We start from the raw sequence: 13,947 nt of genomic DNA, 5'->3' as shown, positions 1-13,947 counted from the left end.
CGCAAGATGTTGGGGTCAGGAGTGCTTTCGCAGCCAGTCGGCCAACTCGCCCTCGTCCAACAGCCGCTGGGCAGCGCGGATGATGACAGGCCCGATTTCGGTGGCGGTGAAGCGGGCAGGCACGCCGTTGGCCACAAGGCAGATTTGCAAAGCGCGATATGCCGTGCGCTTGTTGGCGTCATTAATGCAATGGCCCTGAGCGATGGCCACGGCATAGGCCGCGGCCAGATCAAAAACATCGTCGATCAATCCATACGCAATGCGATTTTCAACGCGCGCCAATGCCCCTTCAAGCGACTTGTCCAAGGCCAGACCCGTCAACTCGCCAGGGTTCAAAACCTCATCGTGAATATCCACCACAAGGTCCACATTCAGGATGAACATGCCTTACTTGTCCCGCAAATAGTCCAGCACAGGCTGAGCGGTTTCGCGGGTACGGGCCAACAAGTCCTTTAACGCCTCACGCGACAGAGGTGTATGCTCCGGCACCTGGGCAACGCTGTCTGCCGGCACAAGATAGCCAACCAAGGCCGAGTTCTTTAGGATCGCCACCGGCTTACCGCCGGCGCGGTCCAGAACCTTTTGCGGCTCCCGCAGTTCGGTCATGGTACAGATTTGCGGGGTCAGAAGGCGGGTCATTGCGGCGCTCCGGAGTGAATATGTGATAGAATATACACTGGAGTGTATAAATATTCAACCCGCAGCGCCCAGCCCTTACGCCGGTTCCGCCAACCGCCCCGCCCACATTTTCTGAAAGGCCGGGCGGGCCTGGCAGCGGGCAATCCAGGCGCTGATGGCGGGGTATTCAGCCAAAAGCGTCGGGTGCGGCTGGGCATAGCGGGTGCATTCTTCGGCCATGATGTCGGCGACGGTGAACCGCCCGCCCACCAGCCACTCTTGCCCCGCCAGATGTGCCTCAAGCCGCGCCAAGGGGCGGCGGAGCACCTCGGCCGCCTTGGCCACAAGAGCGGCCCCTTCCGGCGTCTTGTCCTGCCCTTTGGTGATGGTCATGGCGATATCGAGTGCCGGGCCTTCGATGGCTGTGCTGGCAAAGAGCGCCCATTGCTCCATCAACGCGGTCTCGGCATCGTTCGCCGGGGCAATCGGCCCACCGGCGCGGCGCACGACATGTAGGGTGATCGCAAGGCTTTCGGTCAGCACCAGATCGCCGTCCACCATGGCGGGGATCTGGCCCATCGGATTGACCTTCAGGAAATCAGGGCTGGCGGTGTTGGCCGGGGCATCGGCGGCAGCCGGGTCGGGCAGGCGGTAGGCTTGAATGGTCGGGTGGTGGGTAAAGGCCATCCCGGTTTCAAACAGTGCCCAAAGCGGGCGCGTCGCGCGCGAACGATAGCAGCCGTAAAGCGTCAGCATCTGGGGAACCCTTGCGTCTTGTTCTATCCTGATCGCCAGCCTAGGCCAGCACTGCGGGAAACAAAAGCCCGGGCTTTGGCCGTGGCCATTGGGTCACTTTGAGTGAAAACCTACAGTCATCCTACATGGAATTGACGCGGATCAAGGCGGAGCAAATCTGTGTCGTGCGTTGCTTATGGGACCCCATCGCAAGGAATCGCCCATGGACCAGCCCCCCGTGCCCAAGGCATTGCCGCCCACCGTTCAGCTTGCCGACCAAGGGCCCATAATCGCCCCCGATGTCTCGGGTGAGGGCGAGGGGCTGACCGGCCCGCGCCAGTTTCCGGCCATTAGCCCTGGCGCCATTCGACAGGTGTTCGAATCCGGCAAATATCCCTATGCCCGCCTTTTGGGCCGCGCGCCCTATGAGGCGGAAAAGGCAAGGTTACAGGCCGAGCTTTTAAAGGTGCAAATCTGGGCGCAAGAGACGGGGCAGAAGTTTGTCATCCTAATGGAAGGCCGCGATGCCGCCGGCAAGGGCGGCACGATCAAGCGGTTCATGGAGCATCTAAACCCCCGCTATGCGCGGGTCTGCGCCCTGACCAAGCCGTCAGATGTGGAAAAGGGCCAGTGGTTCTTTCAACGCTACATCGCCCATCTGCCAACCGCCGGAGAAATGGTGTTCTACGACCGGTCTTGGTACAACCGCGCGGGGGTTGAACGGGTGATGGGCTTTTGTTCCCCCGCCGAATATCTGGAATTCATGCGCCAAGCGCCCGAGTTTGAACGGATGTTGGTCCGTTCAGGCATCCGACTGTACAAATACTGGTTCTCGGTCACCCGCGAGGAGCAGCGCACCCGCTTTATGGCGCGCGAAACCGATCCTTTGAAGATGTGGAAGCTGTCGCCGATCGACAAGGCATCCTTAGACAAATGGGACGACTACACCGAGGCCAAGGAGGCGATGTTTTTCTACACCGACACCGCCGATGCACCTTGGGTGATCGTCAAATCCAATGACAAGAAACGCGCCCGGCTGAATTGCATGAAGCATTTCCTGTCGACCATCGACTATCCCAACAAGGACCATGCGGCCATCGGCCAGCCCGACCCGTTGATCGTGGGCCGCGCCAGTCAGGTCTTGCAAGGGGCCGGGCATATTCTGGATGCCGCCAAGCATCCGGCGATCCGGCAGGCATAGCGCGGGCTTGGCCCGGGCGATCAACCGGGGTTGAAGAACCCGTGGATCGCCTCGGCCAACCCTTGCGAAATTCCCTCGACCGCCATGAGGTCGGGCACACCGGCGCGGCTGACCGCCTTGGCCGATCCAAAATGCGCCAATAGGGCGCGCTTGCGCCCCGCTCCAACGCCCGGAATCTCATCCAAGGGGGTGGCCGAAACCGCCTTGGCCCGCTTGGCGCGGTGGGCGCCATTGGCCCAGCGGTGGGCCTCGTCGCGCAGGCGCTGCACGAAATATAACACCGGATCATTGCGCGGCAGGGCCATGGGGGGCAGACCCTCGCGGTGGAACTCTTCTTTGCCCGCGTCGCGGTCAATGCCCTTGGCGACACCGATCAGTGCCACATCCTCGACCCCCAACTCGGCCAAGACGCCCGCCACCGCCGAAAGCTGCCCCGCGCCCCCGTCGATCAGCAACAGATCGGGCCACATGCCCGAGGTGCGGTCAGGATCCTCTTTCAGCAATCGCTCGAACCGCCGCGTCAGCACCTCGCGCATCATGCCGAAGTCGTCGCTGTTGGCCCCGGCCTCTGATCGGATGTTGAACTTGCGATACTGGCTTTTCAAAAACCCATCGGCCCCGGCCACGATCATGCCGCCCACGGCATCAGATCCTTGGATATGGGCGTTGTCATACACCTCAATCCGGTTGGGCGGCGCATCCAAATCAAAGGCATCGGCCAGCCCCTGCAAGAGCTTGTTCTGCGTTGCGCTTTCTGACATGCGCCGGGCGAGGCTTTCACGCGCATTGCGGGCGGCATTTTCCACCAACTCTGCCTTTTCGCCGCGCTGAGGCACTGCCAATTCCACCTTGCGGCCCGCCCGGATAGACAGCGCCTCGGCCACAAGATCGGGGTTTTCGACGGGATGCGACAAGAGGACCAGCCGGGGCGGTTCCTTATCGTCGTAAAACTGGGTGAGGAAGGCCTCAAGGATTTCCGGCTCTTCGGCCCCTGCCCCGGTTTTGGGGTAAAAGTCGCGGTTGCCCCAAGACTGGTTGGCACGGATGAAGAACACCTGCACGCAGGCCTGACCGTGATCCAGATGCACGGCCACCACATCGGCCTCAGCCACGCCTTCGGGGTTGATGCCTTGGCTTTGCTGCACCTGCGTCAGCGCCTTGATCCGGTCGCGCAGCGCAGCCGCGCGTTCAAACTCCATCGCCGCAGATGCCTCGCCCATCTCACGCGCCAGATTGGCTTGCACTGCGGTGGATTTGCCATCCAAAAACCGTTCGGCATCCTCGACCAGCGCCGCATAGGCGGCCTCATCCACCCGGCCCACGCAGGGCGCGGCGCAGCGCTTGATCTGGTATTGCAGGCAAGGACGCGTGCGGCTGGCAAACATCGCATCCGAACAGTTGCGCAGCAAAAACACCTTCTGCAACTGGTTCAGCGTGCGATTGACTGCGCCGGCACTGGCAAAGGGGCCAAAGTAGCGCCCCTTCTCCTTTTTCGCGCCCCGGTGTTTCTTAAGCTGGGCAAAGGGATGTTCGCGGCTGATCAGGATATTTGGAAACGACTTGTCATCGCGCAAAAGCACGTTGTAGCGCGGCTTCAGCTGCTTGATGAGGTTCTGCTCCAACAAGAGCGCCTCAAGCTCGGTCCGCGTGGTCAGGAACATCATCGAGGTGGTTTCAAAGATCATCCGCGCGATCCGCGCCGAATGACCCGTGGGCCGCGCATAGTTCGACACCCGCGCCTTCAGATTCCGCGCCTTGCCAACATAAAGCACCTCAGAGGCCGCATTCAGCATGCGATACACCCCCGGACTTCCGTCCAGCGTGCGCAGATACTCTTGGATCACCTCATGCCCGGTGCGGGGTGTCTCGGTCATGCGGAAATGCGCCTCTTCGATGCATTGATTCTGCCTCTTGGCTGCAATGATAAAGACCCAAGAGCAAGAGGGAAGAAGTCCACCGAGATTGTGGATAAGTTTGCGGAGAAGTTTTCAGGACGCCGGAATTTGCCTTGTTTCACATGGGCCAGAACGGTTTGCCTATTTTTTAGGCAAATAGATAAGCCACTGATATTGAATGATAAATTATTTAACATTTTGCAAATCCCTGAAAAATCAGGAGATTTTGTAACGGCTCTGTGACGGCAGGGGCCAAAGTGGACAACTCGCCGCAGACAAACCGAGGGGGCCTACTCAACCCCCAGCACATCCGGGGTCTGCCAGCCCAGATGCTGGCCACCATCTACCGCGATCATCTGGCCCGTCACCGCCGGTGACTCGAGGAAAAACCCAAGCGCCGCCGTGATGTCGGAAGGGTTGGCACCGCGCCCCAGAACGGTGGCGGCACGCTGTCGGGTGAAATGGCTGTCGCTTTGCCGCGCGCCCTGCAAGGTGGGGCCGGGGCCAATGGCATTCACACGGATTTGCGGCGCAAGGGCTTGGGCCGCGGTGCGCGTGAGCGCCCAAAGGCCCATTTTGGCGATGGTATAGGTCATGAATTCCGGCGTCAGCTTGTGCACGCGCTGGTCGATCATGTTGATGACAAGCCCGCTCGACTCAGGCTCGCCCACTGCGTCGCGCCCGGCCGCCGGGGCTTGGGCGGCAAAGGCCTGCGTCAAGACGAAGGGCGCGCGCAGGTTCGATTCCAGATGCCGATCCCAGCTTTTGCGGCTTGCAGTGCGCAGCGTGTCATATTCGAAAATTGAGGCATTGTTGACCAAGACCGTCAGCGGCCCGCCAAGCCCCTGAACCGCCATCGGCACCAGCTTTTCCACCTGAGATTCGATGAGAAGATCAGCCCGCAGCGCACAAGCGCGCCGACCCATGGCGGTGATCTCTTTCACCACCTCTTCGGCCTCTTTGCGTGAGGCGGCGTAATGCACCGCCACATCATAGCCACGCCGCGCCAGATACAGCGCCATCTCGCGGCCCAACCGCTTGCCCGCCCCCGTCACCAATGCCCGCATGTCACGCCTTCTTGCAATCGCAGTCTGATTTCCCAACGATATAGCGCCCGCATTTGGGACAAACAGGGGGCTTTAACCCCCGACGGCGCAATTGGGTGATGCGGCCCATCTTGCCGGGAAACAGCGCCTTGCCGATCATACCGACCAAGGCCATGGCCAAGAGAAAGACGAGGATAATCTTGACCAGCATCTAAAGCTCCCAGTTGCTGTTAAAGGCCATAGCGCGCCCAAAGCGCCCTGTCTTCCACGGATTGCATCAGATCCTCGCCCAAGCTGAGGCCGAACCGCGCCAAGAGTCCGCGCTTTTGGCCCAAAGGCACCAACCGCACCTTGTCGCCGTAAAGCGCTTTCATCTTGGGCACCAGATGGGCGACCCCATCGACCAGCCCCAGATCTACCGCTTGCTGGCCCACCCAGACATCAGCATTGAAAAGATCCGCCTCGGCCAACCGCGCGCCACGTCGCGCCTTCACATGGGCGATAAAGGCCTCATGGATCGGTCCTTGCAAGGCGCGCAGCCGGTCAATGTCCTCGGGCTTTTGCGGCAGGAAAGGATCGGCAAAGCTTTTCGACTTGCCCGCCGTCACCACCCGCCGCTCAATCCCCTGACGCGCCATCAGTTCGGGAAAGCCGAAACTGGCGAAAATCACGCCGATGGACCCTACGATGGAACTGTCATCCACCCAAATCTCATCGCCCGCGCAGGCCAGCCAATAGCCGCCCGACGCCGCGACATCTTCAACAAAGGCGTGCACCTTGACGCTCTTTTCATCCGCCAGCCGCCGGATCCGCGCGGCGATCAGGCTGGATTGCACCGCCGATCCGCCCGGCGAGTTGATCGCCAGCGCCACGGCCGCAGGTTTCATCTTGAACGCCTTGTCGATGATACCCGCCAAAGCGGCGTCAGACAGGCTGCCCCGCCCGGTGCCAATGTTGCCCTGCAGGCGGATGACCGGCACAAGCGGCGGCCGTTTCAGAAAGGGGATGAAATTTCTCATGCTTCACAGGTAGGGCGTCCACCCCCGTCGCGCAACGGTGCTGTGCGATATGTCCCGAGTCCGTCCCCGCGGGCTGCCGTCTTGGGGGCCAGCGCCCCCATGCCATGGGTTTCTCGAACCAAGGGCGCAACCCATGGCATACCCGGAGTATTTCAACAGGCGCAAACCCAAGAGCGGGCGCGCATGGGATTTGCGCCTTTCCAAATACTCATCTTGCCACCCTTGCCACGGGCGCAGCGCCGGGCCACCTTGGGCACCATGATCGACAAGCTGGAAATGTTCATCGCTTTGGCCAACGAGCGCCACTTTGGCCGCGCGGCCGAGGCGGTTGGCGTGACGCAACCCAGCCTCTCCGGCGCGATCCGCCAGTTAGAGGATCAGTTGGGCGTGCAGCTCGTCTATCGTGGCAGTCGGTTTCAGGGGCTCACCCCTGAAGGTCAGCGCGTGCTGGATTGGGCGCGGCGCATCGTGGGCGACATGCGCGCGCTGAAGGACGAGATGCGCTCGGTCCATGCCGGGCTGTCGGGCAATCTGCGCATTGGGGTCATTCCCACCGCGCTACCGATGGTGGCAGAACTCACCGGCCCCTTCACCGCGCGGCACCCGAACATGCGCGTCACCATCCTGTCGCGCACCTCGGTCGAGATCTTGGACGGCATTGAAAGCCTCGAGCTGGATGCCGGGATCACCTATCTGGACAACGAACCCTTGGGCCGAGTGTTTCAAACCCCGCTTTACACCGAGTTTTATCGGTTTCTCTGCGCCCCCGGAACCGAGTTTGCCGGGCGCGACCGGATCAGTTGGCACGAGATGGCCTCGGTGCCCTTGTGTCTCTTGACCTCAGACATGCAGAACCGTCGCATCGTCAACCAGCATCTGGCCGAAGCCGGGGCAAAGGTGCAGGCCATGGTGGAAAGCAATTCCACCATTGCGCTGGTGTCCCATGTCCGTTCGGGCCTCTGGGCCTCGGTGGTGCCGATGAAGCTGGCCGAGATGTTCACCGGTCAGGGTTTGGTCGCCATTCCCATCGTCGACCCCGAGGCCGAGCATCTGGTCGGCCTGATCACCACCCGTCGCGATCCGCAGACCCCGGTCCTGCAAGCACTGATCGAAGAGTCCGCTCGGCTGGCCACGCGCCTGCGGCGATAGACGCGGCCTATCGAATGACGGGATATCTATATTGATTTCCCTATCAATCGGCGTATCAGGGGCGAAGCTACCAAAAGGGCCGCCCATATGCTTGATTCCGTCGAAGTCACCTCCCGCGTCGGGGATATCCTGAACGCCCACAAGGGGATGGAGGGTTCTCTGCTTCCGATCCTGCACGCCATCCAAGCCGAGTTTGGCTATGTGCCGCAGGCCGCCCTTCCGATCATCGCGCAGGATTTGAACCTGTCGAAGGCCGAAGTTCATGGCGTGATGTCCTTTTACCACGACTTCCGCGAGAATCCGGCAGGTCAGCATGTGCTGAAACTCTGCCGGGCCGAGGCCTGCAAGGCGATGGGGGCCGACCGCGTGGCAGACCACGCGCAAAAGGCGCTGGGCATTGAATGGCATGAAACCACCAAGGACGGCCGCGTTACGTTGGAGCCGGTGTTCTGCCTTGGCCTGTGCGCCTGCGCGCCCGCCGCAATGGTGGACGGCAAAATCGTGGGCCGGGTTGATGCGGCCAAGATCGACAGCATCATCGGGGGTCTGAAATGAAGATTTATCTGCCGCTGGACAGCGCCGCTGTCGCCCTTGAGGCCGATGAGATTGCCGAGGCGATCCGCGCCCATGCCCACACCAAGGGCGTTGATCTGACGCTGGTGCGCAATGGCAGCCGGGGCATGGTCTGGCTGGAACCCTTGGCCGAGGTGGAAACCCCCGCTGGCCGTATGGCCTTTGGCCCAATGACGCTGGCCGATGTGCCCGCGCTGTTCGGCGATTTGGCCGCGCATCCGAAGGCGCTTGGTCTGACCGAAGACCTGCCGTGGCTCAAGGCGCAGACGCGCCTGACCTTTGCCCGTGTCGGCGTGATCGACCCCTTGTCCTTGGCCGATTACCGCGCTCATGGCGGTTTGACCGGGCTTGAGCGCGCTTTGGGCATGGCCCCGGCCGATATGGTGGCTGAGGTCACGAACTCTGGCCTGCGCGGTCGGGGTGGTGCGGGCTTTCCCACCGGCATCAAGTGGAAAACCGTCTCCGAGGCCAAGGCCGACCGCAAATACATCGTCTGCAACGCCGACGAGGGCGACAGCGCCACCTTCGCCGACCGCATGCTCATGGAAGGTGACCCCTTCACGCTGATCGAAGGCATGGTGATTGCGGGTCTCGCTTGTGGTGCGACCAAGGGCTTTGTTTACTTGCGCTCGGAATACCCCGTCGCCATTGCCGTGATGCAAAAGGCGGTCGAGACCGCCCGCGCCGAGGGTCTTTTGGGTGCGAAAGTCTTGGGCAAAGGCCCGACCTTTGACATGGAAATCCGCGTTGGTGCCGGGGCCTATGTCTGCGGCGAGGAAACCAGCCTTCTGAACAGCCTTGAAGGCAAGCGCGGCATCGTGCGCGCCAAGCCGCCGTTGCCCGCGCTGCAAGGCTTCATGGGCAAGCCGACGGTGGTGAACAACGTCATCTCCTTGGCCTCGATTCCGGTGATCTTTGAAAAGGGCGCCGAGCATTACAAGAACTTCGGCCTTGGCCGTTCGCGTGGCACGATCCCGCTGCAGATTGCCGGGAACGTCAAACATGGCGGGCTGTATGAGATCGCCTTCGGTCTGACCTTGGGCGAGATCGTGGACAAGATCGGTGGCGGCACGGCCTCGGGTCGCCCGGTCAAGGCGGTGCAGGTGGGCGGGCCCTTGGGCGCCTATTTCCCGCGCAGCCTGTTCGACACGCCCTTTGGCTATGAAGAATTTGCGGGCAAAGATGGCCTCATCGGCCACGCTGGCCTCACGATCTTCGACGACAGCGCCGACATGCTGGAAATGGCGCGCTTTGCCATGGAATTCTGCGCCATCGAATCCTGTGGCAAATGCACGCCCTGCCGCATCGGCGCGGTGCGCGGGGTGGAAACCATCAACCGCATCAAGCGCGGCGATGCCGCCGCCATGCCAATCCTCACCGATCTGTGCAACACCATGAAATCCGGCTCGCTCTGCGCGCTGGGCGGGTTCACCCCATATCCGGTGATGTCGGCTGTGACCCATTTCCCCGATGACTTCTCGACCCAGAAGGAAGCGGCGGAATGATCGAAAAGGTTCAAGGCCCGGCCTCTTACTTTCCTTCGATTGAGAAGAAATACGGCCAGCCGATACAGCACTGGTTTAACGAGATCACAGATAAGTTGGCGCTCCCTCATATGCAGATCGTCAGCTTCCTGAAAAACACACACGGCATGGGCCACGGCCATGCCAATGCCATCGTGGCCCATCAGTTGGCCCAGAAGAAAGGCGCTTGAGATGAAAGACTTCATCATCCCGTCCGACCGCGATTTCGGCACGCCCTATGTGCGGTCGACGGCCACAGTCACGCTGAACATCGACGGGTTCGATGTGACGGTGCCGGAAGGCACCTCCATCATGCGCGCCGCCGCCGAGATTGGCATCACGGTGCCTAAGCTGTGCGCGACCGACAACCTTGAGGCCTTTGGCTCTTGCCGCCTTTGCCTTGTGGAAATCGAAGGCCGCAACGGCACGCCCGCCTCTTGCACCACGCCCGTTGCCCCCGGCATCCGGGTGAAAACCCAGACCGGCAAGCTGAAAGAGCTGCGCCGTGGGGTGATGGAGCTTTACATCTCCGACCACCCGCTCGATTGCCTGACCTGCTCGGCCAATGGCGATTGCGAATTGCAGGACATGGCTGGGGCCGTCGGCCTGCGCGATGTACGCTATGAGGCGATCGACACGCACTTCCGCCCCAAGAACAACTCGGGCGAGGCCAATCCCCAGTGGAAGGCCAAGGACGAATCCAACCCCTACTTCACCTATGACCCGGCGAAATGCATCGTCTGCTCGCGCTGCGTTCGGGCCTGTGAAGAGGTGCAGGGCACCTTTGCGCTGACCATCGAAGGCCGGGGCTTTGACAGCCGTGTGTCGTTCGGTGCGAAAACCGATGATGCGCTGGCCTCGGATTGCGTATCCTGCGGCGCCTGCGTGCAGGCCTGCCCGACGGCGACCTTGCAGGAAAAGTCGGTCATCGAGATCGGCACGCCGGAACGCTCGGTCATCACCACCTGCGCCTATTGCGGCGTCGGCTGCCAGTTCAAGGCCGAACTGCGCGGCGACGAGCTGGTGCGGATGGTCCCTTACAAGCATGGCAAGGCCAACCGGGGCCATTCCTGCGTTAAGGGCCGCTTTGCCTATGGCTACGCCTCCCACCAAGACCGCATCCTGTCGCCGATGATCCGCGACAGCATCAACGACCCGTGGAAAGAAGTATCCTGGGCCGAGGCGATGGAATTCGCCGCGAACCGCATGAAGGGCATCATTTCCAAATACGGGCAAAAGTCCGTGGGTGTGATCACCTCGTCGCGCTGCACCAATGAAGAAACCTATCTGGTGCAGAAACTGACGCGCGGTGTGTTCCTGAACAACAACACTGACACCTGCGCCCGCGTCTGCCATTCGCCCACCGGCTATGGCTTGGGCCAGACCTTGGGCACCTCTGCCGGCACGCAAGACTTTGATTCGGTAGAACATACCGATGTGGCCATCGTGATCGGGGCCAACCCCGCCTCGGGCCACCCGGTCTTTGCGTCGCGCCTGAAAAAGCGCCTGCGCAAAGGGGCGAAACTGATCGTCATCGACCCGCGCCGCACTGAAATGGTGGACAGCCCGCATATCCGCGCCGCCCATCACCTTGCTCTGACCCCCGGCACCAACGTCGCCATGGTCACCGCACTGGCGCATGTGATCGTGACCGAAAAGCTCTACAACGAAGAGTTCATCCGCACCCGCTGCGACTGGGATGAATTCCAGGACTATGCCGAGTTTGTCAGCCGCCCGAACCATTCGCCCGAAGCGGTGGAAATCCTGACCGGCGTCAAGGCCGAGGACGTCCGCGCCGCGGCCCGCACCTATGCCAATGGCGGCAACGGCTCAATCTACTACGGTCTGGGCGTGACGGAACATTCACAAGGCTCGACCACCGTGATCGGCATTGCCAACTTGGCGATGATGACCGGCAACATTGGCCGTCCGGGCGTGGGTGTGAACCCGCTGCGTGGCCAAAACAACGTGCAAGGCTCGTGCGACATGGGATCCTTCCCGCACGAACTGCCGGGTTACCGCCATGTGAAGAACGACGATGTGCGCGCCATCTATGAAAACCTTTGGGGCGTGAAGATCGACAATGAGCCGGGCCTGCGCATCCCCAACATGCTGGATGCCGCCGTGGAAGGCACCTTCAAGGGGCTTTACTGCCAAGGCGAAGACATCCTGCAATCCGACCCGGACACCAAACACGTCACGGCGGGCCTCGCCGCGATGGAATGTGTGATCGTGCATGACCTGTTCCTGAACGAGACCGCGAATTACGCCCATGTGTTCTTCCCGGGCTCGTCGTTCTTGGAAAAGGACGGCACCTTCACCAACGCCGAGCGCCGGATCAACATGGTGCGTAAGGTGATGGCCCCGAAGCAGGGCTATGCCGATTGGGAAGTCACCCAGATGTTCGCCCAAGCCATGGGCGCCAACTGGAACTACACCCACCCGGTGCAGATCATGGAAGAGATTGCCATGACCACGCCGTCCTTCGCCGGTGTCAGCTATGACAAGATCGAAGAGATGGGCTCGGTCCAGTGGCCCTGCAACGACAAGGCCCCGCAAGGCACGCCTTTGATGCACGTCGATGCGTTCGTGCGCGGCAAAGGTCGGTTCATCAACACCGAATATGTCGCCACCGATGAACGCACCGGCCCGCGCTTCCCGCTTCTGCTGACCACGGGCCGCATCCTGTCGCAGTACAACGTCGGCGCGCAAACACGCCGCACGGCGAACAGCACTTGGCATTCCGAAGATGTGCTGGAAATCCACCCCCACGACGCCGAAGTGCGCGGCGTGAAAGAGGGCGATTGGGTGCGACTGGCCTCACGTGCGGGTGAAACCACCCTGCGCGCGACGCTGACCGACAAGGTCAACCCGGGCGTCGTCTATACCACCTTCCACCACCCCTACACCCAAGCCAACGTCATCACCACCGATTTCAGCGATTGGGCCACCAATTGCCCGGAATACAAGGTGACGGCGGTGCAGGTTGCGCCCTCGAACGGGCCTTCGGAATGGCAAGAGGAATACAACGCCCAAGCCACCCTCTCACGCCGGATTGCAGCGGCGGAATGATGAACAGCCACCGCCCCCTGCCGCGCCTTGCCTTCGGGCAAGGCCGCGCCTCGGACGGCTCGCGAGAGCTGCCCGAGGAGGTGGCGGTGGCACTTTCCTACAACGGCTCCACCCAGGCCGTGATGATGGCCAGCCCGGCGGGTCTGGTGGACTTTGCTTATGGCTTCAGCCTGACCGAAGGCATCGCCACCCCAGATGAAATCGACAGCGTTGAGATCGTCGAAACCGCTTTGGGCATTGATCTGCAAATCTGGCTGAAATCGCCTGCCGAAAGCCGCCTCAGCGCCCGGCGGCGGTCAATGGCGGGTCCGGTTGGCTGCGGACTTTGTGGGATTGATAGCCTTGAAGAGGCCCACCGCGCACCGCGCCGCGTGGCCAACAGCAGCTTTACGATGACACCCGCGCAGATCATGTCGGCCATGGCGGACCTCACCGCGCATCAGCCCTTGCATGACATCACCCGCGCCGCCCATGCTGCGGCCATTTGGGCCGCCGAGGGTGGGATCATCACCTCGCGCGAAGATGTGGGTCGCCACAACGCACTGGACAAGCTGATCGGCGCCTTGGCGCAGGCCGCCCCGGTTGAAGGCGCGCTGGTGCTGACCTGCCGCACCTCAATTGACATGGTGCAAAAGGCCGCTGCAGCAGGCTTTCCCATGATCATCGCCGCCTCTGCCCCCACGGCAGCGGCGGTTGATATGGCCGATGCCGCAGGCATCACCCTCGTCGCCCTCGCCCGCAAAGACGGGTTTGAGGTGTTCACCCATACCAATCGCATTGCAGCTTTAGAGGCCGCCCATGTCGCATGACGCCCCCCATTTCTCCGGTCCCCATGGCAAGCTGGTCTATATGGCCAACCAGATCGCCAAGTTCATGGAATCCAAGCCGCATGACGAGGGCGTGGCGGGCCTGTCCAGCCATATCAATGACTTCTGGGAACCCCGGATGCGTCGCCACTTGTTTGAAGTGCTGGACGCAGGCGGCACTGGCCTGCGCCCGCTTGTGCTGGACGCGGCGGCAAAGATCAAACGGCCAGCCGAAGCGGCCTGATTAAGGCGCCCCTCTCCTTAAGAGAGCGGGGAGACGACCTAGTCCGTGACCCATGCCCCAATCTCC

General features: G+C 61.7%; 16 protein-coding genes. 9 read left to right on the top strand and 7 right to left on the bottom strand.

Translation table 11 applies throughout. The features are described 5' to 3' along the window. Window positions 1–15: 15 nt before the first annotated feature. The 3 genes from AC72UB_RS02020 to AC72UB_RS02010 form a co-directional block, all read right to left on the bottom strand. The gene (locus AC72UB_RS02020) at window positions 16–384 is read right to left on the bottom strand and encodes a type II toxin-antitoxin system death-on-curing family toxin (protein ID WP_505188286.1); all 369 of its coding nucleotides are present in this window, start codon (window positions 382–384) and stop codon (window positions 16–18) included. Window positions 385–387: 3 nt separating this feature from the next. Beyond that, window positions 388–639 (bottom strand): hypothetical protein, encoded by a 252-nt coding sequence (locus AC72UB_RS02015; RefSeq protein ID WP_505188285.1) that lies wholly within the window; start codon window positions 637–639, stop codon window positions 388–390. 75 nt (window positions 640–714) lie between these two features. Next, window positions 715–1,374 carry a glutathione S-transferase family protein gene (locus AC72UB_RS02010; RefSeq protein WP_505188284.1) on the bottom strand — a complete coding sequence of 220 codons (660 nt, stop codon included), beginning with the start codon at window positions 1,372–1,374 and terminating at the stop codon, window positions 715–717. Between the two features lie 202 nt (window positions 1,375–1,576). Between AC72UB_RS02010 and ppk2 the strand changes: the two genes are divergently transcribed. Then, window positions 1,577–2,554, top strand: coding sequence for a polyphosphate kinase 2 (gene ppk2, locus AC72UB_RS02005; RefSeq protein ID WP_505188283.1), 978 nt, complete (start codon window positions 1,577–1,579; stop codon window positions 2,552–2,554). A gap of 20 nt (window positions 2,555–2,574) precedes the next feature. Here ppk2 and uvrC read toward each other — a convergent pair whose 3' ends face one another. Beyond that, complete coding sequence (gene uvrC / locus AC72UB_RS02000) at window positions 2,575–4,428, bottom strand: excinuclease ABC subunit UvrC (RefSeq protein ID WP_505188282.1); 1,854 nt, start codon at window positions 4,426–4,428, stop codon at window positions 2,575–2,577. A gap of 6 nt (window positions 4,429–4,434) precedes the next feature. On the opposite strand from uvrC, the gene AC72UB_RS01995 reads away from it, so the two are divergent. Then, the gene (locus AC72UB_RS01995) at window positions 4,435–4,692 is read left to right on the top strand and encodes a hypothetical protein (RefSeq protein ID WP_505188281.1); all 258 of its coding nucleotides are present in this window, start codon (window positions 4,435–4,437) and stop codon (window positions 4,690–4,692) included. Between the two features lie 47 nt (window positions 4,693–4,739). On the opposite strand, the gene AC72UB_RS01990 is transcribed toward AC72UB_RS01995, so the two are convergent. Genes AC72UB_RS01990 through AC72UB_RS01980 form a run of 3 tightly spaced genes read right to left on the bottom strand, consistent with a single transcriptional unit; the run spans window position 4,740 to window position 6,514 of the window. Beyond that, on the bottom strand, window positions 4,740–5,516 hold the full coding sequence (locus AC72UB_RS01990) for an SDR family oxidoreductase (RefSeq protein ID WP_505188280.1): 777 nt from the start codon (window positions 5,514–5,516) through the stop codon (window positions 4,740–4,742). A 1-nt stretch (window position 5,517) separates the two neighbouring features. Continuing rightward, window positions 5,518–5,706, bottom strand: coding sequence for a hypothetical protein (locus AC72UB_RS01985; RefSeq protein WP_463288846.1), 189 nt, complete (start codon window positions 5,704–5,706; stop codon window positions 5,518–5,520). A gap of 19 nt (window positions 5,707–5,725) precedes the next feature. After that, window positions 5,726–6,514, bottom strand: a complete 789-nt coding sequence (locus AC72UB_RS01980) for a S49 family peptidase (protein WP_505188279.1) — start codon at window positions 6,512–6,514, stop codon at window positions 5,726–5,728. A 258-nt stretch (window positions 6,515–6,772) separates the two neighbouring features. On the opposite strand from AC72UB_RS01980, the gene AC72UB_RS01975 reads away from it, so the two are divergent. From AC72UB_RS01975 to AC72UB_RS01945, 7 genes are all read left to right on the top strand, one after another. Beyond that, on the top strand, window positions 6,773–7,663 hold the full coding sequence (locus AC72UB_RS01975; protein WP_463288844.1) for a LysR family transcriptional regulator: 891 nt from the start codon (window positions 6,773–6,775) through the stop codon (window positions 7,661–7,663). 87 nt (window positions 7,664–7,750) lie between these two features. Then, on the top strand, window positions 7,751–8,218 hold the full coding sequence (locus AC72UB_RS01970) for a formate dehydrogenase subunit gamma (protein ID WP_505188278.1): 468 nt from the start codon (window positions 7,751–7,753) through the stop codon (window positions 8,216–8,218). Beyond that, a complete protein-coding gene (locus AC72UB_RS01965) occupies window positions 8,215–9,741 on the top strand; it encodes a formate dehydrogenase beta subunit (RefSeq protein ID WP_505188277.1) in 1,527 nt (508 codons plus the stop codon). Before AC72UB_RS01970 ends, AC72UB_RS01965 begins: the two co-directional genes overlap by 4 nt. Then, window positions 9,738–9,950 (top strand): DUF4287 domain-containing protein, encoded by a 213-nt coding sequence (locus AC72UB_RS01960; RefSeq protein ID WP_505188276.1) that lies wholly within the window; start codon window positions 9,738–9,740, stop codon window positions 9,948–9,950. The genes AC72UB_RS01965 and AC72UB_RS01960 overlap by 4 nt, the downstream gene beginning before the upstream one ends. Window position 9,951: 1 nt before the next feature. Continuing rightward, window positions 9,952–12,831, top strand: a complete 2,880-nt coding sequence (gene fdhF / locus AC72UB_RS01955) for a formate dehydrogenase subunit alpha (RefSeq protein WP_505188275.1) — start codon at window positions 9,952–9,954, stop codon at window positions 12,829–12,831. After that, window positions 12,828–13,640: a formate dehydrogenase accessory sulfurtransferase FdhD gene (gene fdhD / locus AC72UB_RS01950; RefSeq protein WP_505188274.1), complete on the top strand. Its 813-nt coding sequence runs from the start codon at window positions 12,828–12,830 to the stop codon at window positions 13,638–13,640. The genes fdhF and fdhD overlap by 4 nt, the downstream gene beginning before the upstream one ends. Continuing rightward, window positions 13,630–13,881 carry a formate dehydrogenase subunit delta gene (locus tag AC72UB_RS01945; protein WP_463288838.1) on the top strand — a complete coding sequence of 84 codons (252 nt, stop codon included), beginning with the start codon at window positions 13,630–13,632 and terminating at the stop codon, window positions 13,879–13,881. The genes fdhD and AC72UB_RS01945 overlap by 11 nt, the downstream gene beginning before the upstream one ends. The last annotated feature ends 66 nt before the right edge of the window (window positions 13,882–13,947 follow it).

Origin of the sequence: Allotabrizicola aquatica (SeqCode), from assembly GCF_965194375.1 — a bacterium.
GTDB classification, from domain to species: Bacteria; Pseudomonadota; Alphaproteobacteria; order Rhodobacterales; family Rhodobacteraceae; genus Tabrizicola_A; species Tabrizicola_A aquatica.
This window is presented reverse-complemented; position numbering and strand designations above follow the sequence as displayed.

What these genes read in the sequence shown, in the direction of transcription:
- AC72UB_RS02020 (WP_505188286.1), bottom strand. Translation starts at nt 384, where the DNA reads ATGTTCATCCTGAATGTGGACCTTGTGGTGGATATTCACGATGAGGTT.
- ppk2 (WP_505188283.1), top strand. Translation starts at nt 1,577, where the DNA reads ATGGACCAGCCCCCCGTGCCCAAGGCATTGCCGCCCACCGTTCAGCTT.
- AC72UB_RS01995 (WP_505188281.1), top strand. Translation starts at nt 4,435, where the DNA reads ATGCGCCTCTTCGATGCATTGATTCTGCCTCTTGGCTGCAATGATAAA.
- AC72UB_RS01985 (WP_463288846.1), bottom strand. Translation starts at nt 5,706, where the DNA reads ATGCTGGTCAAGATTATCCTCGTCTTTCTCTTGGCCATGGCCTTGGTC.
- AC72UB_RS01960 (WP_505188276.1), top strand. Translation starts at nt 9,738, where the DNA reads ATGATCGAAAAGGTTCAAGGCCCGGCCTCTTACTTTCCTTCGATTGAG.
- fdhF (WP_505188275.1), top strand. Translation starts at nt 9,952, where the DNA reads ATGAAAGACTTCATCATCCCGTCCGACCGCGATTTCGGCACGCCCTAT.
- AC72UB_RS01980 (WP_505188279.1), bottom strand. Translation starts at nt 6,514, where the DNA reads ATGAGAAATTTCATCCCCTTTCTGAAACGGCCGCCGCTTGTGCCGGTC.
- AC72UB_RS01975 (WP_463288844.1), top strand. Translation starts at nt 6,773, where the DNA reads ATGATCGACAAGCTGGAAATGTTCATCGCTTTGGCCAACGAGCGCCAC.
- AC72UB_RS01965 (WP_505188277.1), top strand. Translation starts at nt 8,215, where the DNA reads ATGAAGATTTATCTGCCGCTGGACAGCGCCGCTGTCGCCCTTGAGGCC.
- uvrC (WP_505188282.1), bottom strand. Translation starts at nt 4,428, where the DNA reads ATGACCGAGACACCCCGCACCGGGCATGAGGTGATCCAAGAGTATCTG.
- AC72UB_RS02010 (WP_505188284.1), bottom strand. Translation starts at nt 1,374, where the DNA reads ATGCTGACGCTTTACGGCTGCTATCGTTCGCGCGCGACGCGCCCGCTT.
- AC72UB_RS01990 (WP_505188280.1), bottom strand. Translation starts at nt 5,516, where the DNA reads ATGCGGGCATTGGTGACGGGGGCGGGCAAGCGGTTGGGCCGCGAGATG.
- AC72UB_RS01945 (WP_463288838.1), top strand. Translation starts at nt 13,630, where the DNA reads ATGTCGCATGACGCCCCCCATTTCTCCGGTCCCCATGGCAAGCTGGTC.
- AC72UB_RS01970 (WP_505188278.1), top strand. Translation starts at nt 7,751, where the DNA reads ATGCTTGATTCCGTCGAAGTCACCTCCCGCGTCGGGGATATCCTGAAC.
- AC72UB_RS02015 (WP_505188285.1), bottom strand. Translation starts at nt 639, where the DNA reads ATGACCCGCCTTCTGACCCCGCAAATCTGTACCATGACCGAACTGCGG.
- fdhD (WP_505188274.1), top strand. Translation starts at nt 12,828, where the DNA reads ATGATGAACAGCCACCGCCCCCTGCCGCGCCTTGCCTTCGGGCAAGGC.